We start from the raw sequence: 22,458 nt of genomic DNA, 5'->3' as shown, positions 1-22,458 counted from the left end.
CCGCTCGCCCCCTGCTCGTCCTGGTGATCGACCGCCGCGCCGCGCTGCGGCCGCTCGCGGAGATCGTCGAGTGCGCGTTCGCCGCCGGGGCCGACTGGCTCCAGGTGCGCGACCGCGAGCTCGACGGACGCGCGCTGCTCGCGCTCGTGTGCGAGCTCGGCGCCGCGGCCTTCCGCGGCGCGGCCGCGGCGGCTCGCGAAGGCGCGGACGCCGTCGCGCCGCGCATCCTCGTGAACCGGCGACTCGACGTCGCGCTCGCCGCGCGCGCGGCCCTCGCCCACGAGGGCGTCGATGGCGCCGCGATCGGCGTGCACCTCGGATTCGACGCGGTCGGCGTCGCGGAGGCGCGACGGCTCGTCGGCGAACGCGCGCTCGTCGGCGTCTCCGCGCACGATGCCGATGGGCTCGCCGCCGCGGCCGCGGCGGGCGCCGACTACGCCCATCTCGCGCCCGTGTTCGAGCCGCTCTCGAAGCCGGCCTCGCGGCGCCCCCACGGCATCCGGGGCCTCGCCGACGCCCTGGGCGCCGCTCCCGGGTTGCGCGTGCTCGCACAAGGTGGCATCGAAGCGCGCGCGTGCGGCGACGTCGTGCGCGCGGGCGCGGCGGGCGTGGCGGTGAGCGGCGCGGTGCTGGCGGCCACCGACCCGCTCGCGGCCGCGCGCGCGCTGCGCGACGCACTCGACGCCGCGGCCGCGGCCGGGAGCGGCGCGGGCGCTCGTTAGGCGACCGCCGGGCGCGCGCCCGGCGCGCGAGGGAGGCTGCGCGATGGGAGCGATGAAGGCATCGGGGTCGGGAAGCGCGGCGAGTGCGCGCGGGCGCCGCCGCGCGGCGCGCGTCCTGCAGGCGGGCGCGCTCGCGGTCGCCGCCACCGTCGCGCTGTGGGCGCTGCAGCCTGCGCCGCCGGTGGTCGCCGACGACGCCTCGCCGCGGCGCACGCCGACCGTGCGGACGGTCGAGAAGGTCGGCCCGGCGGTCGTCAACATCACGACCGAGCGCATCGTGCGCAGCCCCTTCCGCTCGCCCTTTCCCGCCGACCCGTTCCTCGACCGCTACTTCGAGGAGTTCTTCGAGCCGCGCCGCTCGCAGACGGTGCAGAGCCTCGGCTCGGGCGTGCTGATCGACGCGCACCGCCACGTGCTCACGAACGCGCACGTCGTGAGCCGCGCCAGTGCGATCCGCGTGACGCTCGCGGACGGCCGCGACGCGACCGCGACGCTCATCGGCGTCGACGAGCGGAACGATCTCGCCGTCCTGCGCGTCGAGACGGACGAGGACCTGCCGTGGATCGAGCTCGGGCACTCGAACGACCTGCTCGTCGGCGAGCCCGTCGTCGCGATCGGCAACCCGCACGGCTTCTCGAACACGGTGACGACGGGCGTCATCTCCGCGGTCGACCGCTCGCTCACGACGCAGGACGGCAACGCGATGCACGGGCTGATCCAGACCGACGCGTCGATCAACCCGGGCAACTCGGGCGGGCCGCTGCTCAACGCCGAGGGGACGCTGATCGGCATCAACACGGCGGTGTTCTGGCGCTCCGATCAGCCGGCGCAGATGATCGGCTTCGCGATTCCGATCGACGTCGCGAAGCGCGTGATCGACGAGCTCATCACCTACGGTGCGCCGCAGCCCGTGTGGCTCGGCCTCTACTTCCAGGACCTCGACCCGTCGCTGCACGACGTGCTCTCGCTCCCCGAGCAGGTGCGCGGCGTCATCGTCAACGGCGTCGAGGCCGGGAGCCCGGGCGCGGAAGCGGGCATCGAACGAGGCGACATCGTCACCCAGATGGACGCCCGCACCCTGCGCAACGCACAGGACTTCTACGCCTCGCTGCGGGGCGTGCGCACGAACCAGCGCATCGATCTCACCGTGTGGCGCGACGGCGCGACGCTCCGCCGCACGCTCGTCGCGCGCGAGCTGCCCCTCGAGCGCGCGCTCGGCATGTCGCGCGAGCTCCTCGGGCTCGAGATCGAGGCGAACCGCGGCGGCGGCTTCGTCGTCCGCAGGGTCGCATCCAAGACGAACGCCGAGCGCATCGGGTTCCAACCGGGCGACGTGCTGCTCGCCGTCAACGGCCAGGAGCTCGACGGGGAGCGCGCGCTGCGCGATGCCATGGCCGACCTCCGCTACCGCAGCGGCGCCCAGCTCGTCGTCGCGCGCGGCGCGAACCGCTACCACGTCACGCTCCCCGTGCGATGAACGCGGGACGTGCGATGAACGCCGGACGTGCGATGAACGCCGGACGTGCGATGAACGCCGGACGTGCGATGAACGCCGGACGTGCGATGAACGCGGGACGGAGCCGCGCCGGCCGCGCGCGGTGCCGGCGCGCGCGAACCGCGGCGCGGGCGGTGGGGTCGGTAGCGCCAGCTCGCGGCGCCCGCGAGCGCGGAGGAGAGTGATCCATGCGCAGGACGAAGATCGTCGCATCGGCCGCCGCAGCGGCCGCGCTCGCGTGGCTGGCGAGCCCCTACGTCGACGTCGACGTGCGGATCGATCGCGACGGCGCCGCCGCGCACGCGTTCGACCTGTTCGGAGGCAAGGACGAAGCCGCGAAGCCCGAGCTCCGCTGGAAGGAAGGGAGCGGCGCGGCGCCGATCGTCCCGGGCGGCGTGCCGCAGGGCTTCGCCGAGCTCGCCGAACGCGTCTCGCCGGCCGTCGTCACGATCGTCGCGAAGGCGGCGGAGCCGGTCGGCGGCGCGCCCGACATGGCGCCGTTCGAGCACTTCTTCGGCTTCCCGTTCCCGAACGCGCCGATGCCCCGCGGCGGCGGCATCGGCAGCGGCTTCGTGCTGAACGAGGACGGCGACATCGTCACCAACGCCCACGTCGTCCGCGGCGCGAGCGAGATCGAGGTCGAGCTCAAGAACGGCGAGAAGCATCCGGGACGCGTCGTCGGCATCGACGACAAGACGGACATCGCGCTCGTCCACATCGACGGCGCGAAGGAGCTGACGCCGATCGCGCTCGGCGACTCGGACGTGGTGCGCCCCGGCGACTGGGTGATGGCGATCGGCAACCCGTTCGGGCTCACGCACACGGTCACCGTGGGCATCGTGAGCGCGAAGGGGCGCTACATCGGCGAGGGGCCGTACGACGACTTCATCCAGACCGATGCCGCGATCAACCCCGGCAACTCGGGCGGGCCGCTGCTCAACCTGGCGGGCGAGGTGATCGGCATCAACACGGCCATCCGGCCGAACGCCAACACCGTCGGCTTCACGATCCCGATCAACATGGCGAAGCACATCCTCCCGCAGCTCCACGCGACGGGGCGCGTGCAGCGCGCGTGGCTCGGCGTCGTGATCCAGGACCTCACGCCGGAGCTCGCGGAGGGCTTCGGGCTCGACGCCGACACCGGCGCCCTCGTGAACGAGGTGCAGGGCGACGGGCCCGCGCAGCGGGCGGGGCTGCGCCGCGGCGACGTGATCGTCGAGTTCGACGGCCAGAAGATCGGCAAGATGAACGAGCTTCCGCGCATCGTCGCCAACTCGCGGGTCGACAGCGACGTCGACGTCACCGTGCTCCGGAAGGGGCGGCGCGAGACGCTGCAGGTGCGGCTCGGCGAGCTGCCCGACGACTCGCAGAGCGTTCCCGCGAGCGCGCCGGCGCGCGGCGAGCTCGGCCTCGGGCTGCAGTCGCTCACGCCCGAGCTCGCCGAGCGGCTCGGCGTCGAGCCGGACGACGGCGTCGTGATCTCGAACGTGGCGCCCGGATCGCCGGCGGCCGCGGCCGGGCTGCGCCGCGGCGACCTCCTGCTCGAGGTCGACCAGCAGCCGGTCGCGTCGCCGGAGGACGTGCGCAGGCTCGTCGCGGGCGACGACCCGAGCGTGCTGCTGCTGATCCGCCGCGACGATCGCACGCAGTACGTGGTCGTGCGCCGCAGTCGCGGCTGATCGGAGGCGGACCTTCGATCGCGATCGACCGCCGCGGTTGACACGGCGATCGCGTGTCGAAGGTCCGCCGCCATGCGATTCGACAAGCTCACGATCAAGGGGCAGGAGGCGCTCGGCGAGGCTCAGTCGCTGGCCGCCTCCCGCGGACATTCCCAGATCCAGCCCGCGCACCTGCTGCGCGAGCTCCTCTCCCAGCCGGAGGGAAGCACGGTCCCCGTGCTCCAGAAGCTGGGCGTCGCGATCGACCCGCTGCTCGGCAGGGTCGAGCAGGTCCTCGAGCGTCAGCCCAAGGTCACCGGCGGCAGCCAGGCCCAGATCAGCCCCGCACTCGGCAGCGTGCTCGAGGCCGCCTTCCGCGAAGCGGAGGCGATGAAGGACGAGTACGTCTCGACCGAGCACCTGCTGCTCGCGATCGCCGGCGCGAAGGACGCGAAGGACGAGGCCGGCCGCCTGCTCCGCGAGGCGGGAGCGAGCCGCGAGTCGATCCTGCAGGCGCTGCAGGCCGTGCGCGGCGGCGCGCGCGTCACCGACCCCGACCCCGAATCGAAGTACCAGTCGCTCGAGAAGTTCGGCCGCGACCTCACCGACGTCGCGCGCAAGGGCAAGCTCGACCCCGTCGTCGGCCGCGACGAGGAGATCCGCCGCGTCGTGCAGGTGCTGTCGCGGCGCAGCAAGAACAACCCGGTGCTGATCGGCGAGCCCGGCGTCGGCAAGACGGCGATCGCCGAAGGGCTCGCGCAGCGGATCGTCGCGGGCGACGTCCCCGAGACGCTCAAGGACAAGCGGGTCGTGGCGCTCGACATCGGCGCGCTGATCGCCGGTGCGAAGTACCGCGGCGAGTTCGAGGACCGCCTCAAGGCCGTGCTGCGAGAGGTCTCCGAGGCCGAAGGCAAGGTCATCCTCTTCATCGACGAGCTGCACACGATCGTGGGCGCCGGCGCCGCGGAGGGTGCGGCGGACGCCGCCAACATGCTGAAGCCCGCGCTCGCGCGCGGCGAGCTGCACTGCGTCGGTGCGACGACGCTCGACGAGTACCGCAAGCACATCGAGAAGGACGCCGCGCTCGAGCGGCGCTTCCAGCCCGTGTTCGTCGGCGAGCCGAGCGTCGAGGACACGATCTCGATCCTGCGCGGGCTGAAGGAGCGCTACGAGGTGCACCACGGCGTGCGCATCCAGGACGGCGCGCTCGTCGCCGCCGCGACCCTCTCGAAGCGGTACATCACCGATCGCTTCCTGCCCGACAAGGCGATCGACCTGATCGACGAGGCCGCGAGCCGCGTGCGCGTGCAGATCGACTCGATGCCGGAGGAGCTCGACCAGCTGCTGCGCAAGCGCACGCAGCTCGAGGTCGAGCGCGAGGCGCTCAAGAAGGAGGACGACGCGGCGAGCCGGAAGCGGCTCGACAACGTCGAGGGCGAGATCGGCGAGCTGCGCACCGAGGCCGACGCGCTCGAGGCCCGCTGGCAGAACGAGAAGGAGCTCATCGCCGGCGTGCGCGCGTGCAAGGAGCGGCGCGAGGAGCTCAACGCCGAGCTCGAGCGCGCGCAGCGACAGGGCAACCTCGAGCGCGCCGCCGAGATCCGCTACGGCGAGCTGATCGAGCTCGAGAAGCAGCTCGAGTCGCGCCAGGCCGCGCTCGACGCGCTGCAGAAGGAAGGCTCCGTCCTGAGCGAGGAGGTCACGAGCGAGGAGATCGCGGAGATCGTCTCGAAGTGGACCGGAGTCCCGGTGAGCCGGATGCTCGAGAGCGAGCAGGCGAAGCTCCTCCACATGGAGGACAACCTGCACGCGCGCGTGATCGGCCAGGACGCCGCGCTCGTCGCCGTGTCGAACGCGGTGCGCCGCGCGCGCGCCGGGCTGCAGGATCCGAACCGGCCGATCGGCTCGTTCATCTTCCTCGGGCCGACGGGCGTCGGGAAGACCGAGACCGCGCGCGCGCTCGCGGAGTTCCTGTTCGACGACGAGCAGGCGATGGTGCGCATCGACATGAGCGAGTTCATGGAGAAGCACTCGGTCGCGCGGCTGATCGGCGCGCCGCCCGGCTACGTCGGCTACGAGGAGGGCGGCTACCTGACCGAGGCGGTGCGACGGCGCCCGTACGGCGTGGTGCTCTTCGACGAGATCGAGAAGGCCCACCCCGACGTCTTCAACGTGCTGCTCCAGATCCTCGACGACGGGCGGCTCACCGACGGCCAGGGCCGGACGATCGACTTCAAGAACATCGTCCTGATCCTGACCTCCAACATCGGCAGCCAGTTCATCGTCGAGCTCGGCAAGGACGACGCCGACGAGATGGAGCGACGGGTGATGGAGGCGCTGCGCGCGCACTTCAAGCCCGAGTTCCTGAACCGCGTCGACGACGTCATCATCTTCCACCAGCTCGACCGCCAGCACGTCGACCGCATCGTCGACCTCCAGCTCGATCGCGTCCGCAGGCTGCTCGCCGACCGCCACCTCGAGCTCGAGCTGACGGACGGGGCGAAGCGGCTGCTCGCCGAGCGGGGCTACGACCCGCACTACGGCGCGCGCCCGGTCAAGCGCGTGATCCAGCGGATGGTGCAGGACCCGCTCGCGATGAAGATCCTCGAGGGCGAGTTCCCGGAAGGGTCGAAGATCGTCGCGGACGCGCGCGCGTCGGGCGAGGCGCTCGAGTTCCGCGCGGGCTGATCGCGGCGCGCCGTCGGGCGCGCGGCCGGGCGCCGCCCGGCACTCGATGCTAGGTCGACAGCGACCGGTGCTGGTAGAGCGCGCCGTCCGCGAACCCGCGCGCGCGATAGTAGGCGCGCGTGCCCACCGCGCTGATGACCGCGAGGCTGCCGTAGCCCGACTCGCGGGCGAGCGCGGCCGCCCGCTCGAGCAGCCGCCCGCCGAGCCCGCGATGCTGCACCGCGGTCGGGGCCACGCGCCCGAGCGGCTGTGCCTCGCCGTACACGTGCAGCTCGCGCACGACCGCGCTCCCGACGAGCTCCTCGGGAGCCGGCGCCTCCGCGCTCGGCAGGTGCAGCCGCAGGAACCCGGCGATCGCGTCGCGCTCGTCGACGAGTTCGAGGAAGACCTCGTCGCCCGTCGACGTCGCATAGCGCGTCTCGAGCGCGCGAAGCTCCGCCGCGTCGACCCTCTCGCCCCGCACCTCGCGCGCGCGGATGTCGCTCGCGCGAAGACCGCGCCGCGCGAGCTCGCGCTCCGCGGTCTCGCGCAGGTTCGTCTCCTTGTTGCCCGCCGCGATGTCGTCGGACGAGATGTCGCGGATCACGCGCGTGACGCGACACCAGCGCGGCGCGCTCGCGAGCGCCGCGACGAGCACCTCGACCAGGTCGTCGCGCTCGTACGGATGCCACGCGCCGCGCGCGTACAGGGCGGCGAGCTCCGCGCTCTCGACGAGCACGCACGGGTACACCTTGAGCTCGTCCGGGCGCACGCGCGGGTCGGCGAACAGCCGGCCCGCATCGCGCGCGTCCGACGCCGCCGTCGCACCCGGGAGGTTCGGCATCCAGTGAAGCTGGATCTTGAAGCCCGCGGCGCGCAGCAGCGCGATCGCGCGATGCGTCGTCGCGACGTCGTGCCCTCGCGCGCTCGCGCGCAGCACGTCGTCGTCGAGGCTCTGGACGCCGAGCTGCACCTTCGTCGCGCCGAGCCGGCGCAGGCGGCGGATCTCGTCGGGCGTCACGAGGTCCGGACGGGTCTCGAACGAGAGGCCGACGCAGCGCGCCGGCGCGGACTCGTTGCGCGCGTGGGCGGCGGCCACGTCGTCCCAGCTCGCGACCGCGCCCTCGCCCGCGGCGGCCCGCCGGCGGGCGCGCGCGCGGACCGCGCGGTTGTAGCGGCCTGTGCCGAGCGCGTCGCAGGCCGCCGCGTCGTCGAGCGGGAGCGACGGCTCCGCCGCGCCGTTCGCGGCGGCGGCGGCTCGCCGGTCGATGCCCTCGCCGAAGTCCGAGATCGCGTCGAACACGCGCGCGACGAACCCGCGTCGATAGGCCTCGGGGTGGCTCGACCAGGTGCCGCCGAGGACGATCACCTCGACCTTGTCCGTCGCGTGGCCCGTCGCGCGGAAGGCGGCGAGCCGGCTCCACGTCTGCCGGTACGGATCGAAGCCGTGGTCGGCGGCGCGCTGCGCGCCGGGCTCCGCCGCCAGGTAGCTCTTGGGCATGCGCACGTCGTTCGGACAGAAGACGCAGCGCCCGGGGCACGGGAACGGAGGCGTGAACACCGTGACCGGCGCGACGCCCGAGAGCGTGCGGACGCGCTTGCGCCGCACGCCGCGGGCGAAGCGCTCGACGTCGGCGGCGAACGCCTCCTCGCGCGCCAGCGCGCGGCAGCCCTCGATCAGCTCGCTGCGCGAGAAGAGCCCCGCGCCGTCGCGCGGGTGGCGCCGGAGGATGCGGTCGAGCACGTCGGGCGGGAGCGGCGCGCCGTCGTCCGCGCGGGCGTCGAGTGCGGCGAGCACCTCGCGGATGATCGGGACGAGGGCGCTGCGGTAGCGTCGCGCGTCCCATGCCTCGCGCCGTCGTCGCCGCTCCGCCCGCTCCCGCACGCCGCCGTCGTCCGGCACCGGGGTGTCGCCGCGCGCGATGCGCGCGAGCCGAGGCGGGTTCGGGAACGACGACATCGGGCGCAGGGTAGCCGGCGTGGACGCGGCCACGCAGCGCGCCCTCGTCGACCTCGTACGCGACTTCTACGACGCGATCGCCGACGACTTCGACGCGACGCGCGACCACCCGTGGCCCGGGTGGGAGCGGCTCGCGACGGCGCTCGCCGCCCGCGTCGACCCGTCGCGGCCGCTCCACGTGCTCGACGTCGGCTGCGGGAACGCGCGCCTCGCGCGCTTCCTGCGCGCTCGCGGACACCGCGAGCTTCGTTATGCGGGCATCGACGCCTGCGCCGCCCTGGTCGCGCGCGCGCGCGAGGCCGAGCCGACGGGAGTGTTCGAGCGCCGCGACGCCGTGCTCGCCCCACTGCCCGCGCGCGTGTGCGGACGCGTCGCGTTCGACCTCGTGGCCGCGTTCGGCTTCCTCCATCACGTCCCGGACGGCGCGGCGCGCGCGGGCAAGGTCGGCGAGCTCGCGCGCTTCGTCGCTCCGGGCGGGCTGCTCGCGCTCTCCTTCTTCCGCTTCGACCGCGCCGAGCGGTTCGCGCGCCGCACCGTCGACTGGGGAGCGGCGCCGTCCGTCGCGCCCGCCGCGCTCGAGCGCGGCGACGCCCTGCTCGCGTGGGGCGACGCGGGCGCCGTCCGGTACTGCCACGCGTGGAGCGACGAAGAGGTCGCGAACGCGCTCGCACCGCTCGAGTCGACCGCGTTCGCGCGCGTCCTCGACTTCGCCTCCGACGGACGCGAGGGCGACCTCAACCGACACGTCGTGCTCGCGCGCGCCCCGCGCGACGCGCACTGAGGACGTCCCGCCGTGCGCCGCCAGCTCCACGACGCCGCCGCGCTCGCGGACGCACTCGCGTCGGGCGCGCCGGTGCGACTCGTGCTGCACCGGTCCGGGCCGCTGTCCGCCGACGCGGTCGCGGCGCTCGCGCTCGCCGAGGCGCGCGGCATCGAGTGCCGGGTGATCAGCCAGAACCAGCTCACACGCCTCTGCCAGGCGCGTCTCGAGCCCGAGCTGCTCGCGCTCGTCGGCCCCGATCCGCGCCGTTCCCTCGAGGAGGTCGCGGCCCGGGCGCGCGCCGTCTGGCTGCTCGTCGACACGGCGTATCCGGGGAACGCCGGGTTCGTGATCCGCACCGCCGAGGTCTCGGGTGCCGATGCGGTCGTCGTCGCCGCCGCCTTCGATCACGAGCAGCGGCGCGCCGTGCGGCGCACCGCGATGCGGGCCGACCGCTACATGCCCGTGATCTACACCGGCGCGGAGGCGGCGATCGACGCGGCGCGCGCGGCGGGCCTGCAGATCGTCGGGATCGAGGACTCGGGCACCGTCGCGCCCTGGGATGCCGACCTCGCGCGCCCTTCGCTCTTCGCGGTCGGCGGCGAGCGCGACGGCATCCCGCCCGGGCTGCTCGCGCGCTGCGACCTCGTCGTGCGACTCCCGATGGGCGGCTTCGTGCCCTCCTACAACCTGCAGGCGGCGATGGCCATGGTCGCGGGCGAGCGGCTCCGCCAGCTCGCGACCCGCGCGCCGGCCCTCCCGCCCGAGCGTCCAGAAGACCGCCCGCGGGGCCGCCCGGACGCCGATTCTCATCGATAAATCGAGTACTTCCGCGCGATTCGCGCGCTCAATGCCGCGCTGCGACGGGCCGATGAGCGCCGCCAGCAATGCCCATCCTCCCGCTCGATCTCCGACCGCCGCGCGTGACGAACGCACTCTCGTGCGCGGCGATGCTCGCCGCCGTCGCGCTCGGCGCTGCGGCCGAGCCCGCTCCTCCCGCCTCGCCGGAATCGCCCGCATCGATCGCGTCGCCGGCCCCGTCGCTCGAAGCCGCCGCCGAGCGCGTCGCGCCGAGTGCGACGGACGCGGGCGTCGCGTCCGACGCGCCTAACGACGGCGAGCTCGACTCGCTCGCGACGTGGGCGAGCACGCGGCGAAGGGTCGAAGCGCCGTCGCCGCTCGTCGACGGCGAGGCCCGCGCCGAGCGGCTCGCCGCCGCGCACGCGCGATCGCGCGGGCTCGACGCGCCGAACGCCTGGCTCCCGCCGAACCTCGAGGGACACCTGCGTCTGCGCGCCGCACTCGCGCTCGACGCGCTCGGCGACGCGGAGCGCGCGCGATCCGAGTTCGAACGCGCGATCGCGCTCGGTCGCGGCGAGCCGCAGGCCTGGCGCGGGCTCGCGCGTTCGCTCGTCCGCAGCGGCGAATCCGAGCCCGCGCGCAACGCGCTCCTCGCGTCGATCGAGGCCGCGGGCGGCATGCCCGAGCAGCTCGCGGCATCGCACCGGGACCTCGGCGAGCTGGCGCTGCTCGAGCGCCGCGCCGACGACGCGGTGGTCGCGCTCGAGATCGCACAGCGCAACGCGCCGCACGACGCACACATCGCGCGGCTCCTCGACCGCGCGCGCCACGAGCGGGCGCCCGCGATCGCCGCGGCGCCCGACCGCGCCGTCGCGCTCCGGCTCGCGACGGTTCCCACGCAGCTCCACCGCCGCGCGGACGAGCTCGCGTCGACCCTGCTCGCGCACCTCCCGCCCGACGCGCGCGCGACGCTCCGCGCCGCGCGCGTGCGGCTCGAGCGCCCGCACAGCCAGCAGGCCGCGTGGGCCGCGCTCGCGGCGCTCGTCGTGCTGCTCGCCGCCGGTCGCGCGCTGCGCGGCCGCGGCGACCTCGCCGTCGCGATCGAGTACCCCGCCGAGCTCCGCGGCACGTTCACCGTGCGCATCGCGACGCGCGCGCCGAAGCGCAAGGCGGCGCGCCGGAGCGCGAGCGCCGACGTGCTCGCGGGCGGGCCCTCGTCGCACACGGTCCACACGCTGGTGAGCCGCGAGACGCGCTTCCGCGGCCTCCGCCCCGGCCGCTACTGGGTGACGGTGGAGGGCCTGCTGCAGGCCGCCGAGAGCGAGGAGGTGCTCGCCGAGCTCGCCGAGGATCGGCAGGCCGCGGTCGCGCGCGGCAAGAGCGCGCGCCTCGAGCTCGACCTGCGGCCCAACGAGTGCCCCGTCGACATCGCCGTGCTGTGGGACAAGCGGCCGGCGAAGGACGCGGGCGTCGTCGCGCTCGGCGCGCCCGGCACGCTTCGCTATGCGCGCGGCGGTCCTGTGCGCCTCGGCCTCCCGCGCGGCCGGCACGCCGTCGCCATCGGGAGCGGCGACCGCGTCGCCGTGCTCGAGGTGGAGGTCGACTCGTACGCGCCGAAGTCGATCGCGATCGACCTCGCCGGGAGCGCGGACGTCGTCTTCAAGGGCTGTCCGCCCGCCGTCGACCTGTATCTCCACGGCGACATCGCCGCGGCCGCGCGCGCGCTCGAGCGCGAGGGACAGGCCGCCCAGGGCCACGCGCTGCTCGCCCGCATGCACCGCGATGCCGGGCGCGCCGCGCAGGCCGCCGAGCACTTCGAGCAGGCCGAAGCCTGGAGCGAGGCCGCCGAGCTGTGGGCCGCGTCGGGCGACGCGCGACGCGCCGCACCGCTCTTCGAGCGCGCCGGCGACGCGGTGCGCGCGGCCGAGATGCACCGGCGCGCGGGCGCCCTCGTCGAGGCGGGCTCCGCGTTCGAGCGCGCGCGCGACTTCGACTCCGCGGTCGAGTGCTACCGCGACGCCAACGCCGTGACGCAGTGGATCGACGCGCTCGAGCGCGCGGGTCGCGTGTTCGAGGCGTCGCAGGTCGCGCTCGAGCGGACCGAGCGGCGGCGCGCCATCCGCCTCCTGCAGCAGGTGCTGCCCGAGGACGAACGCTATGCGGAGGCGGCCCTCCAGCTCGCCGCCGTCCTCGAGCAGGAGGGGCACGCCGACCTCGCCGCGCAGCGCCTCGAGGAGTACCTCGCCGCCACCGGCGCCGACGCGCGCGCCGACGCGCAGTTCCACCTCGCCGAGCTCTACGACGACGCCGGCGACCTCGAGCGGTCGATCGCCGTGCTCGAAGCGCTGCGGCTGCGCGAGCCGACGTACCCCAACCTCGCGACGCGGATCGAGACGCTGCGCAAGCGCCGCAGCGCGGAGCGCGAGACGTCGGGACGCGCCGCGACCGGCGGGAACCTCCAGACCACCGCGCCGCTGCTCGGCGAGAGCCGCTACGAGATCCGCGAGGAGATCGGACGCGGCGGCATGGGCGTCGTGTACCGCGCGCACGACAAGCGCCTCGATCGCGAGGTCGCGCTGAAGCGCATGCCGAAGAGCCTGCGCGAGCACCCGAAGGCCGTGCAGTACTTCCTGCGGGAGGCCCAGGCCGTCGCGCGGCTCAACCATCGCAACATCGTGACGGTCTACGACGTCGACCAGGAGGACAACGTCTTCTTCATCACGATGGAGCTGCTGAAGGGCCACCCGCTCAACGCGGTGCTGCGGAAGAAGGGGCGCATCGGCCCGCGCGACGTCGCGAAGCTCGGCATCCAGGTGGCTGCGGGGCTCGCCTACGCGCACGACAACGGCGTCGTCCACCGCGACATCAAGACCGCGAACCTCTTCCTCACGACCGACAAGCGCGTCTCGATCATGGACTTCGGGCTCGCGAAGATGGTCGAGGAGGTGCGCAAGGGCTCGACGATCATCGGCGGCACGCCCTTCTACATGGCGCCGGAGCAGGCGGTCGGCGGCGACGTCGACCACCGCGCCGACCTGTACGCACTCGGCGTCACGCTGTTCGAGCTCGCGACGGGCAAGGTGCCGTTCGAGGAGGGCGACGTGACGCTCCACCATCGCGAGACGCCGCCGCCCGACCCGCGATCGCTCGCCCCCGGCATGCCGGACGCACTCGCCGCGCTGATCCTCGCGCTCATGGCGAAGGATCCCGCCGCTCGGCCCGCGTCGGCGCACGAGGTGCGCGAGAGGCTCGAGCAGATCGCGCGCGACGGATCGGCCACCGGCGTGTGAGCTAGGGTCGCGCCGCGCGTCGCCCGGCTCGGGCCGCGCGCGCGAGGCTCCCGTGACCCGACGCCCCCGCCGCTGCTCCCGCGCGACGCGCTCCCTCGGCATCGCCACGCTCGCGGCGCTGCTCGCCGCGACCGCGGCGCGCGCCACCGTCAAGGTCTACGACGCGACGCCGCCCGCCGGAACGGCCGGCGACCGCCTGCTGTTCGTCGAGAGCCTGTGCACCCCCATCGACATCACGCCCGGCGTGCTCGCGGGCGGCGCCGTCGTCGACGACGCCGGAAGCGGCACGGTCACGCTCGACGCGCTGTCGATCGAGCAGGACGTGTCGTTCGATGTCGACACGACGAGCGTCTTCGGTCCGGGCTCGTTCGTGTTCGCGACGTCGACGCGGACCGACGCGCCCTCGCCCGGACAGACGGGCGGCGGCAGCACCGCGCCCGGCGGCAGCGTCGCATGGGGAATCCTCGCGGGCTGGACGACGACAGGGATCTCGCACTGCATCTCGAGCCCGGCCGGGGTCTGCAACTCGAACGGCTTCCTGCACGGGACGACCGTCCCGAGCGAGGGGACGTCGCCGACGTTCGACCTCGGGACGTGGGTCTTCGACGCCGGGGGCGACTACCAGGCGATCTCCGCGTACGTGCAGCAGACGGCGAACGGCGGTGAATCGAACGTGCAGTGGCTCTTGCGCGGGAGCTACGTCGGCGGCTCGGTGCCGGCGCTCCCCGCGCTCGGCATGGGGACGCTCGCAGCCGCGACGGCGGCGGCCGCGCTGCGCGCGCTGCGCCCCGTGCGCTCGCGTGGCGCGCCGACGCGACGCCGCGAGCGAGCGCCCGAGCGGCGGCGCTAGAGGAGGCCGCCCGCGCGGCCTTCGTCGTCCGCCGCCGCCGGCTCGCCGCGCAGCGCGTCGAGCTCGACCGCCGCGCGCCGGTGTCCCTGCTCCGCCGCCTTCGCCAGCCAGTCGATCGCCTCGTCGCGCCCGAGCGTCGCGCTGAGCTCGCGCGAGTACATGCCGCCGAGGTTGAACTGCGCGGCGGCGTAGCCCTGCTCGGCGGCCATCCGCCACCAGCGCTCGGCCTCCGCGAGGTTGCGCTCGACGCCCTCGCCCGCGAAGTAGACCGTGCCGAGCATGTTCTGCGCCGCCGCGTGCCCGCGCCGCGCCGCCTCGCGATACCAGTGCATGGCGCGGCCGAAGTCCTGCCCGACGCCGAAGCCCTTGAGGTGCAGCACGGCGTAGGCATAACAACCGTCCGGATCGCCCTGCTCGGCCGAGGCGCGCGCCCAGCGCGCCGCCTCGTCGTAGCGCGGATGGACGCCGTCGCCCGCGGTGTAGAGCGCGGCGAGACGCGCCTGCGCGGGCGCGCTGCCGGCCTCGGCCGCGAGCCGGTACCACGTCGCCGCCTCGGCCGCGTCGCGCTCGCCGACGGCTCCCGCGTCGTAGAGCCGCGCGAGCTCGAGCTGCGCGACCACCGAGCCCTCGCGCGCCGCGCGCCGGAACCAGCGCTTCGCACGCGCGGGGTCGGCGTCGCCCGCCTCCCCGCGCTCGAGCGCGAGACCGAGCCGCTCCTGCGCGTCGACTTCGCCCTGCTCCGCCGCGCGCGCGAGCCAGTCCATCGCCTCGGAGGGCGCTGCGGCGAGCCCGCTGGAGGCCGGGACGTCCTCGTCCACCTCGACCCAGCGCTCGCGCTCGCCGGCCTCGAGCCGGACGAGACGACCGCGCATCAGCATGTGCCCGAGCGCGCTCTGGGCGCGCGCGTGACCGGCCTGCGCGGCCTGACCGAACCAGTAGAGGGACTGGGGGACGTCGCGCGCGACGGTCGGCGTTCCGAGCTGGCTCGCGGCGACCGCGAACTGCGCGGCGACGTCACCCGCGCGCGCGAGCTCGAGCTGCTCGCTCGGCGGCGCGCCCGGCGCCGCGGCGCGGGGGGCGTGATCGATGCGGTTCCAGGCGAGGGCGCCCGTGAGGAGCACGGCGGTGCCCAGGCCGGCGGCCCAGGCGAGCCATCGACGCATGCGGAATCTCCCGAAGCCGGTGTGGGGGCTCCGGGCTCTTCGGTCCGCGCCGCGGACGCATTGAGCGCGAGGAAGGATGGAGCGCCGGTGCGGGCGAGCGCGCGACGGTCAGCGGCGCGGGCCGATCCCCGTGGCCGCGCGCACCGCCTCGACGACCGGAGCCGCGAGCGCCCGCGCGCGAGCCGCCCCGGCGAGGAGCATGTCCTCGACGTCGTCCGGGCGCTTCGCGAGCTCGTCGCGGCGCGCGCGCATCGCGGCGAAGTGGTCGAGCATGCGCGCGAGCAGGTCCTTCTTCACGTCGCCGTAACCGAGCCCGCCGCGCTCCGCCCGCTCCCACAGCTCGCGCCGCGCTTCGCCGTCGCCGAACAGCGACCACAGCTGGAAGAGCGGCTGGCTCGTGTCCTTCGGCGCCTCGACGGGCGTCGAGTCCGTCTGGATCGCCATCACGGCCTTCTTGAGCTGCTTCTCGGGCCAGAACATGCGCAGCGTGTTGCCGTAGCTCTTGCTCATCTTGCGGCCGTCCGTCCCGGGCACGACGGCGACGCTCTCGAGGATGTGGGGCTCGGGGAGCGTGAACAGCTCGACCTCGTACGTGTGGTTGAAGCGCTGCGCGATGTCGCGGCACATCTCGATGTGCTGCTTCTGGTCCTGGCCGACCGGCACGACGTCGGGGTTGTAGATGAGGATGTCGGCCGCCATCAGCACGGGATAGGCGAAGAGCCCGTGATCGGCGCTCTGTCCGTTCGCGACCTTGTCCTTGTAGGCGTGGCCGCGCTCGAGCAACCCCATCGGCGTGATCGTCGTCAGCACCCAGGCGAGCTCGCAGAGCTCGGGAAGGTCGCTCTGGCGGTAGATGACCGACTGCGCGGGGTCGAGACCGCACGCGAGGTAGTCGAGCGCGACGTCGAGGACCATGCGCCGGCGCGCCGCCGCGTCGCGCACCGCGTTCAGCGAGTGGTAGTCGGCCATGAAGTAGATGGCTTCGTTGCCGGCCTGCATCGCGACGTGCTGGCGCATGGCTCCGAAGTAGTTGCCGATGTGGCACTCGCCCGACGGCGTGATGCCCGAGAGGATGCGCATCGCGTTCAGGCCTCGTCGTGCGCGTAGGTGAGCCAGTGCGCGAATGCGTCGTCGCCGCCCGACACGACGCGGTCGAAGCGCTGCTTGAGGCGCGCGGCGACGGGGCCCGGCACGGACGTGCCGACCGGCTTGCCGTCCACGGACTCGACGGGCAGCACGCCCGCGGTCGTGCCGGTGAGGAAGACCTCGCTCGCGGCGAGCAGGTCCTCGGGGCGCACGCGCTCCTCGCGCACGTCGAGCCCCTCGCCCGCGGCGATCTCGAGGATCGAGCTGCGCGTGACGCCGAGCAGCACGCGCTCGGTCGGCGGCGTCGCGAGCACGCCGTCGGCGCGCACGAGGAAGATGTTCGTCGTCGGCCCCTCGGCGACGCACCCGTACTCGTCGACCAGCACGATCTCGTCGTAGCCCTGCTCGCGCGCGCGCGCCTTCGCGACCATGGGGCTCGCGTAGTTCGCCGCCGTCTTCGCCTGCGGCGGGACGATGTCCTTGCGCCGGTTCTTGCGCTCCTTCTCGATCCAGAGGCGGATCGACGCGCGGCGCGGAACGGGCGGCGTGGGCTTGTGCGCGGCGATGTCGGCGATCGGGTCGTAGGCCGCGATGGCGATCGTCACGTGGGCGTCGACGGGCACGACGTCGATCTCGATCGAGGCGAGGTAGCCCGAGACCTTGACGGCCTTCGCGCCCGGGTTCGCGCGCACGGTCGCGCGGACCGCCTCGCGCAGCGCGTCGCGCGACGGGTCGACCGCGAGGCCGGTCAGCTCGCACGACGTGAGGAAGCGGTCGAGGTGCTCGTCGAGCCGGAAGACGGCGGCCCCACGGGGGCACTCGTGCACGCTCATGTAGTCGAAGACGAGCGATCCGCGCTGCAGGCTGTGCGAGAGCACGTGCACGGTCGCGTCGGCCCAGGGCACGAAGTGCCCGTCGATCCAGATCTTCCGCTCTCGGGTGTCCACGGCGCGCGGAATCTAGACCGTGGCGCGCGCCGGCGCAGGCGCCCGGGCGCGCGACGCGCGCGGATTCGCGTGCCACCTCGGCGCCTTCGCGTCCACTTCCCTTCCCAGCACGGGCGGGCGATCGCCGCGGGCGGTGCGCCGCCGGGACGAGCGCCGGCCGCACCCGCGCGGGCCCGACTCCGACGCGGGCGAACCGACGCCGCGAGCCCGCCGCGACAGCAGAGGATTCCCCCCGATGAGCGCAGCCCTCCTCAAGGCCACGAACGTCGTTCGCATCGGCGCGCACCTGTATCGCGAGATGGCGCTGTCCGCGCTGTCGCTCGTCCGCCGCCGCGACGAACGCGTCGCCTAGCACGCGGCCGCCGCCCGCTCGTCGCTAGGCGGGCCCTCGCGCAGCACCGCATCGGCGCACACGGTGCGGAACCCTGCGCCAGCTGGCGCATCCTTCCCCAGCGCCCCACGCGTGCGCGCGCTCGTGCGCGCGACGGCGCGTGCCCCACCGGCACGGAACCTGCTTCTCGACCTGCGCATCAGCAGGTGGAACGGCTCGCCGGCGCTCCTTCACAGGGGTGCAGCGCGCGCGAGCGACGGGCTCGCACGCGTCGCGGCGACCGCTCCCGCCGAACTCGAAGGGATGCTCGCCATGCGACTTCGATCTCTCTGCCTCGCCCTGCTGCTGCTCGCCGCCGCCCCGGCGGCGGCCGTGGTGAAGGTCTACGACGCGACGCCGCCGCACGGAACGCCCGGCGACAACTTCACGTTCAACGACGCGCTGTGTCCGCCGGTGCAGATCCGCCCGGGAATCGTGTGGGGCCACTACACGATCAGCGACACGGGCAGCGGCACGGTCACGGTGACCGAGCACTCGCAGGAGCCGACGACGGTCAATCTGTTCGACATCGAGACGATCTTCGGCCCCGGCGCGTACGTGTTCATCGACGCGCGCTCCACCGTGCACCCCGCGCTGCCCTACACGGGCGTCGGCAGCACGGCGCCTTCCGGCGCGGTCGACTGGGGCGTCCTCGGCGGCTGGACCCAGACCGGCTTCGTCTACTGCGCCTCGAGCCCGACGACGATCTGCGCCGCGTCCGCGGGCACGCCGCACGCGACGACCTCGCCGCTCGGGCCGATGCCCTCGCCCACCTACGACATGGGGACGTGGAGCTTCGACTCCGCGGGCGACATGGAGGGTGTCCCGTACATCAGCCGCACGAACCTCGGCGGCACGTCGAACGAGCAGTCCCTCGTGCGCGGGCTGTACGTCGGCGGGAGCGTCCCGGCGCTCCCGCTCGTCGGCATCGCGGCGCTCGCGGCCGGCATCGCGACCGCCGGCGCACGCGCCGCCCTCCGCCGGCGCTGAGGGATCGGCGCGGTCGCTCGGACGCGCCTAACGTCCGAGCGGCCGCGTCTCCCAGCCGGCCGGCGCCTCCGCGCCGCGCGCCGGAAGCGCAGATGCACCGACCGACGGGGTCGCGTGTGGCGTGCGCGGATCCCCGTCGCCCGCGGTCATGCGCGCCTCGCGGTACGCATCGAGCGTCGAGCTCGCACGCTGCCCGGCGGCCGCCTGCTCGTTGGCCTTGAGCCACTGGCGGCCGACGAGCGCCAACGCGAAGACCAGCATCGCGACCGCGATCAGCAGCAGGTCGAGCGGCGAGAACCCGAGCGGCGCGGCCGACGCGACCCACACCACGTTGTAGAGCTTGAGCACCGCTCCGAGGCCGAGGATCACCGACGCGAACAGGATCACGAGGTCGACGAGGGGCAGGATGGGCATGACGACGCCTCCGCTCGAATGGCCCGCGCCCCCCGTCCGCGGCGCGCTGCCACCCCTTCTACGGGCTCGCGCATCGAGGGTCAATTCCCGTTTCGCCGCAGCGAGTTGCGCGCGTGCTGCCGAGCGCGCACGCGCGCTGCATGCGCGATGGCAAGGCCCCGGCGCCACGCTACATTGCGCGCCCGCACCGCCGGCCCCCGGCGGCCGCTCGTGGCTCCGCGCCGCAAGCCGACGTAGCTCAGTTGGTAGAGCAGCTCATTCGTAATGAGCAGGTCATCGGTTCGAGTCCGATCGTCGGCTCCATCTCGCACGGCACCGCCACCCGCTCACGGCAGCGCGTTCGCCTCGACCCGGAAGTGCGCGATCTGGATCTCCTCGCCGAGGTCGGCGTAGTCGCCGGCCGCGCGGCCCGCGCGGTATGCGCGCCAGCCGATCGCCCGGTAGCGCGCCGGCGCCCCCGCGCACGCGCTCGCGAGCGGAGCGAAGCGCGTCGCGTACGACGGGTTGAGGAAGAAGGGCGCGCTGTAGCGCTCGCCGTCGCGGCTCGCGAGCACGCGGTGGAGCGGCGCGCGGTAGCGATCGTTCGACCACACCTGCACGACGTCGCCGAGGTTGATCACGAATGCGTCGTCGCGCGGCGCGATCGTGTGCCAGACGCCGCCGCGCTCGACCTGCAGCGCGGGCCGGCCGTCGTGCAGGAGGACGGTGAGCGCCCCGGCGTCGGTGTGGTGGTGGACGGCGAGTGCGCCGCGCTCGGGCCGCGTCGGCGCGTCGGGCGGCGCAGGGTCGTGGCAGCGCGGATAGTAGTTGAGGCGCAGGTAGCTCGTGTGGTCGTCGAAGCAGCGGAGCAGGTCGTCGGGACTCGCGCCGAGGTTCCGCGCGATCGCCGCGACGAGACGCCGCGCGACCTCCGCGCACGCCTCGTAGACCCGCGTCATGGTCTCCCGGAAGGCGGGCATCGCGTCCGGCCACGGCGTCACCTCGGCGCCGTGCGCGGGCCCGAAGTCGAAGACCTCCTTCCAGTCGCGCACGTTCTTCGTGAGCTCGCGGTCGTAGAAGCCCCACGGGTTCTCGCGCGTGCGCTCGATCGAGCGCTTGGCATCGACGGGAAGCGCGAAGAAGGCGCGCATCTGCGCGAGCGCCTCGCCCACGAGCGCGGGCGGAACGCCGTGGTCGACGAGCTGGAAGAAGCCCCACTCGACGCACGCGCGGTCGAGCGCCTCCCGGCCGGCGGACGTGTCGAGCGACGGCGCGGCGACGACGGGAATGTCGCGCACGGGCATCGGCGCGTCGCTCAGTCCGCGTTGGCGCCGGCAGTCGCCGAAGCGCCCGCGCGCGCCGACAGTCCGAGGCGCGCGCGCACCTCGTCGGGAGTCGCGAAGTGATCGACCGCGCGCAGCGCGAGCGCGTCGAGCTCGATCACGGTGGCGTGTCCCTCGCGATCCGGAAGCCGCGCGGTCGCCTCGCCCGTTCGGTCGAGCAGCATCGGGTAGGCGCGACCGCGCATGCGAGGCACCGCGATCAGGCGCGCGACGAGCCCGGGCATGCGGTGGATGTCTGCGAGGTACACGGCGCGCACGCGCGCGAGGCTCGCCGCGTCCTGGTCGTCGACGGCCTCGCGCAGCACGTCGCCGCCCTCCATGTCGCGGCTGAACAGGAGGAAGCGCACGCCTTCGTCGACGGCCCGCGTCTCGCCGTGCTGATCTGCGAGCTCGATGCGCGGGAGCCGGCTTCCGACCTCGTACGGCGCGGAGTCCGCCGCCGCGTCGTCGGCGCGGACGGCGGGAACGAAGGCCGCGGCGAGTGCGGCCGCGAGCGAGAGTGCGACGATGAACCGACCCGTGCGCATGGCGTCCCCTCCCGTGTGGTGCCGCGCGAGCGCGCGCAGCGCGCGCACTCTACCCGACGGGCGGACCCGGCCGCGCGCGGCACGCTAGGCTCGCCCGCATGCCCCGCGACCCGATCTCCGACACCGAGCTCCGCGAGACCCTCGACTGGGTGGCGATCCGACGCCTGCACGCGCGCTACGCGGACGTCGTGAACCGCCGCGCATGGCCCGAGCTCGCGGATCTGTTCCTCCCCGACGCCGTCGTGCGCGTCGAGATGCCGCGGCAGGAGCCCGTCGAGGCCGTCGGGCCGGCGGCGCTCGGCGCCTTCATCGACGCGGCCGTGAAGCGCTTCGACTGGTTCCAGTTCGTCGTCCTCGAGGCGCGCATCGAGTGGCCCGAAGGCGGGCCCGACGACGAGGCGCTGGGACGCCTCTACATGGTCGAGCTGCGCCTCGACGCGAAGACCGGGCAGGAGACGAAGGCGTTCGGTCTCTACCAGGATCGCTATCGCCGCACCGCCGCGGGCTGGCGCTTCGCGGCGCGCCGCTTCCAGCCGACGACGTGGAGCGGCCGCGATCTCTCGACGCTCCCCCTCCCCGCACTCGACTTCTGAGCCGCGGCCGGCGTGGGCGCGGCGCGCGCGCGGAGCCGCGCCGCGCCGTGGCGCGCGTCACCGACCGGGCGCGCGCCGCGGCCGAACCTCCCGCGCCGCGCGCCGCTCTCCTGCGCCGCGCATCGCCCGGCCGCGCCGCGCGCGACCGAGAGGAGCCCGTCATGCCGCACGTCCGCATTCCCCGCTCGACCTCCGCCGCGCTGCTCGGCGTCGCCGCGACGCTCCTCCTCGCCGCCACCGCACGCGCGGGCGACGGCGGCTTCGCGCGCACCGGCGCGTACATCGGAGCCGGCGGCACGTGGGTGACGGACGTGTTCGAGGACGACGTCGCCGACTTCGCGAGCGGCCTCGCCGGGACGAACGTCGACGTCGACATCCACGACACGTGGGGTGCGACCGCGCTGCTCGGCTATCGCGCCCTTCCCTTCCTCGCGGTCGAGGCGCAGTACGAGTACGTCGACGACTTCGGGGTCGACGCGTCGGGTGCGGGCGTCTCGGGCCGCGTCGATCTCCGGGGCCACGTGCTGACCGGAAACCTCAAGCTCGTGCTCCCCACCTGGCGCATCCAGCCGTATGTGCTCGCGGGCCTCGGCGTCGTCTGGTACCGGGCGAGCGGCGGCATCAGCGGCCTCGGCGCCGCGGTCTTCGAGGACGACCGCGCGTTCGCAGGCCGCGTCGGCGCCGGCGTCGACCTCGTCCTCTCCGAGAGCTGGCTCCTGCAGGTGGGCGCATCCGCCGTGCTCACGACGGAGGAGCTGTCGTCGAACGCGACGGCCGAGGACCTCGACGGGATCCACTACGTCGGCGCGGGCGCGACGCTGCAGTACCGCTTCTGATCGGAGA

18 protein-coding genes and 1 tRNA gene are annotated in these 22,458 nt (G+C 74.3%); 12 read left to right on the top strand and 7 right to left on the bottom strand.

Annotated elements, in window-relative coordinates:
• Window positions 1–23 precede the first annotated feature (23 nt).
• The 4 genes from R3E88_16235 to clpB all read left to right on the top strand — a co-directional run bounded on the left by R3E88_16235 (window position 24) and on the right by clpB (window position 6,563).
• Window positions 24–722: a thiamine phosphate synthase gene (locus tag R3E88_16235; protein ID MEZ4218036.1), complete on the top strand. Its 699-nt coding sequence runs from the start codon at window positions 24–26 to the stop codon at window positions 720–722.
• A 43-nt stretch (window positions 723–765) separates the two neighbouring features.
• Complete coding sequence (locus R3E88_16230) at window positions 766–2,199, top strand: trypsin-like peptidase domain-containing protein (protein MEZ4218035.1); 1,434 nt, start codon at window positions 766–768, stop codon at window positions 2,197–2,199.
• 206 nt (window positions 2,200–2,405) lie between these two features.
• Window positions 2,406–3,896: a Do family serine endopeptidase gene (locus R3E88_16225; GenBank protein ID MEZ4218034.1), complete on the top strand. Its 1,491-nt coding sequence runs from the start codon at window positions 2,406–2,408 to the stop codon at window positions 3,894–3,896.
• A gap of 72 nt (window positions 3,897–3,968) precedes the next feature.
• Complete coding sequence (clpB, locus tag R3E88_16220; GenBank protein MEZ4218033.1) at window positions 3,969–6,563, top strand: ATP-dependent chaperone ClpB; 2,595 nt, start codon at window positions 3,969–3,971, stop codon at window positions 6,561–6,563.
• A 49-nt stretch (window positions 6,564–6,612) separates the two neighbouring features.
• Here the strand turns inward: clpB and R3E88_16215 are convergent, their stop codons facing one another.
• Window positions 6,613–8,535 carry a tRNA uridine(34) 5-carboxymethylaminomethyl modification radical SAM/GNAT enzyme Elp3 gene (locus R3E88_16215; GenBank protein MEZ4218032.1) on the bottom strand — a complete coding sequence of 641 codons (1,923 nt, stop codon included), beginning with the start codon at window positions 8,533–8,535 and terminating at the stop codon, window positions 6,613–6,615.
• Between R3E88_16215 and R3E88_16210 the strand changes: the two genes are divergently transcribed.
• From R3E88_16210 to R3E88_16195, 4 genes are all read left to right on the top strand, one after another.
• The gene (locus R3E88_16210; protein ID MEZ4218031.1) at window positions 8,522–9,283 is read left to right on the top strand and encodes a class I SAM-dependent methyltransferase; all 762 of its coding nucleotides are present in this window, start codon (window positions 8,522–8,524) and stop codon (window positions 9,281–9,283) included. The two genes, R3E88_16215 and R3E88_16210, sit on opposite strands and share 14 nt — an antisense overlap.
• A gap of 12 nt (window positions 9,284–9,295) precedes the next feature.
• Window positions 9,296–10,081 (top strand): TrmH family RNA methyltransferase, encoded by a 786-nt coding sequence (locus R3E88_16205; GenBank protein MEZ4218030.1) that lies wholly within the window; start codon window positions 9,296–9,298, stop codon window positions 10,079–10,081.
• 68 nt (window positions 10,082–10,149) lie between these two features.
• Window positions 10,150–13,353 (top strand): protein kinase, encoded by a 3,204-nt coding sequence (locus R3E88_16200; GenBank protein MEZ4218029.1) that lies wholly within the window; start codon window positions 10,150–10,152, stop codon window positions 13,351–13,353.
• A gap of 52 nt (window positions 13,354–13,405) precedes the next feature.
• On the top strand, window positions 13,406–14,203 hold the full coding sequence (locus tag R3E88_16195; protein MEZ4218028.1) for a hypothetical protein: 798 nt from the start codon (window positions 13,406–13,408) through the stop codon (window positions 14,201–14,203).
• Here the strand turns inward: R3E88_16195 and R3E88_16190 are convergent.
• The 3 genes from R3E88_16190 to R3E88_16180 form a co-directional block, all read right to left on the bottom strand.
• Window positions 14,200–15,366: a tetratricopeptide repeat protein gene (locus R3E88_16190; protein MEZ4218027.1), complete on the bottom strand. Its 1,167-nt coding sequence runs from the start codon at window positions 15,364–15,366 to the stop codon at window positions 14,200–14,202. The two genes, R3E88_16195 and R3E88_16190, sit on opposite strands and share 4 nt — an antisense overlap.
• 108 nt (window positions 15,367–15,474) lie before the next feature.
• Window positions 15,475–16,446 carry a tryptophan--tRNA ligase gene (trpS, locus tag R3E88_16185; GenBank protein ID MEZ4218026.1) on the bottom strand — a complete coding sequence of 324 codons (972 nt, stop codon included), beginning with the start codon at window positions 16,444–16,446 and terminating at the stop codon, window positions 15,475–15,477.
• Between the two features lie 5 nt (window positions 16,447–16,451).
• Complete coding sequence (locus R3E88_16180) at window positions 16,452–17,399, bottom strand: aminotransferase class IV (protein MEZ4218025.1); 948 nt, start codon at window positions 17,397–17,399, stop codon at window positions 16,452–16,454.
• 643 nt (window positions 17,400–18,042) lie between these two features.
• Here R3E88_16180 and R3E88_16175 point away from each other — a divergent pair.
• Complete coding sequence (locus R3E88_16175; protein ID MEZ4218024.1) at window positions 18,043–18,759, top strand: hypothetical protein; 717 nt, start codon at window positions 18,043–18,045, stop codon at window positions 18,757–18,759.
• A gap of 27 nt (window positions 18,760–18,786) precedes the next feature.
• Here R3E88_16175 and R3E88_16170 read toward each other — a convergent pair whose 3' ends face one another.
• A complete protein-coding gene (locus R3E88_16170; GenBank protein MEZ4218023.1) occupies window positions 18,787–19,173 on the bottom strand; it encodes a hypothetical protein in 387 nt (128 codons plus the stop codon).
• Window positions 19,174–19,400: 227 nt separating this feature from the next.
• Here R3E88_16170 and R3E88_16165 point away from each other — a divergent pair.
• A tRNA-Thr gene (locus R3E88_16165) sits at window positions 19,401–19,476 on the top strand.
• A 23-nt stretch (window positions 19,477–19,499) separates the two neighbouring features.
• Here the strand turns inward: R3E88_16165 and R3E88_16160 are convergent.
• Complete coding sequence (locus R3E88_16160) at window positions 19,500–20,456, bottom strand: 2OG-Fe(II) oxygenase family protein (GenBank protein MEZ4218022.1); 957 nt, start codon at window positions 20,454–20,456, stop codon at window positions 19,500–19,502.
• An 11-nt stretch (window positions 20,457–20,467) separates the two neighbouring features.
• Complete coding sequence (locus tag R3E88_16155) at window positions 20,468–21,022, bottom strand: hypothetical protein (GenBank protein ID MEZ4218021.1); 555 nt, start codon at window positions 21,020–21,022, stop codon at window positions 20,468–20,470.
• Between the two features lie 98 nt (window positions 21,023–21,120).
• Here R3E88_16155 and R3E88_16150 point away from each other — a divergent pair, with 98 nt between their 5' ends.
• The gene (locus R3E88_16150) at window positions 21,121–21,615 is read left to right on the top strand and encodes a nuclear transport factor 2 family protein (GenBank protein MEZ4218020.1); all 495 of its coding nucleotides are present in this window, start codon (window positions 21,121–21,123) and stop codon (window positions 21,613–21,615) included.
• Between the two features lie 161 nt (window positions 21,616–21,776).
• The gene (locus R3E88_16145; protein MEZ4218019.1) at window positions 21,777–22,451 is read left to right on the top strand and encodes a hypothetical protein; all 675 of its coding nucleotides are present in this window, start codon (window positions 21,777–21,779) and stop codon (window positions 22,449–22,451) included.
• Window positions 22,452–22,458: the final 7 nt, after the last annotated feature.

The sequence above is a fragment of the Myxococcota bacterium genome (assembly GCA_041389495.1).
Classification (GTDB): domain Bacteria; phylum Myxococcota_A; class UBA9160; order UBA9160; family UBA4427; genus JAWKRT01.
The sequence above is the reverse complement of the archived record's forward strand: the minus strand, read 5'-3'. Positions and strand labels throughout refer to the sequence as shown.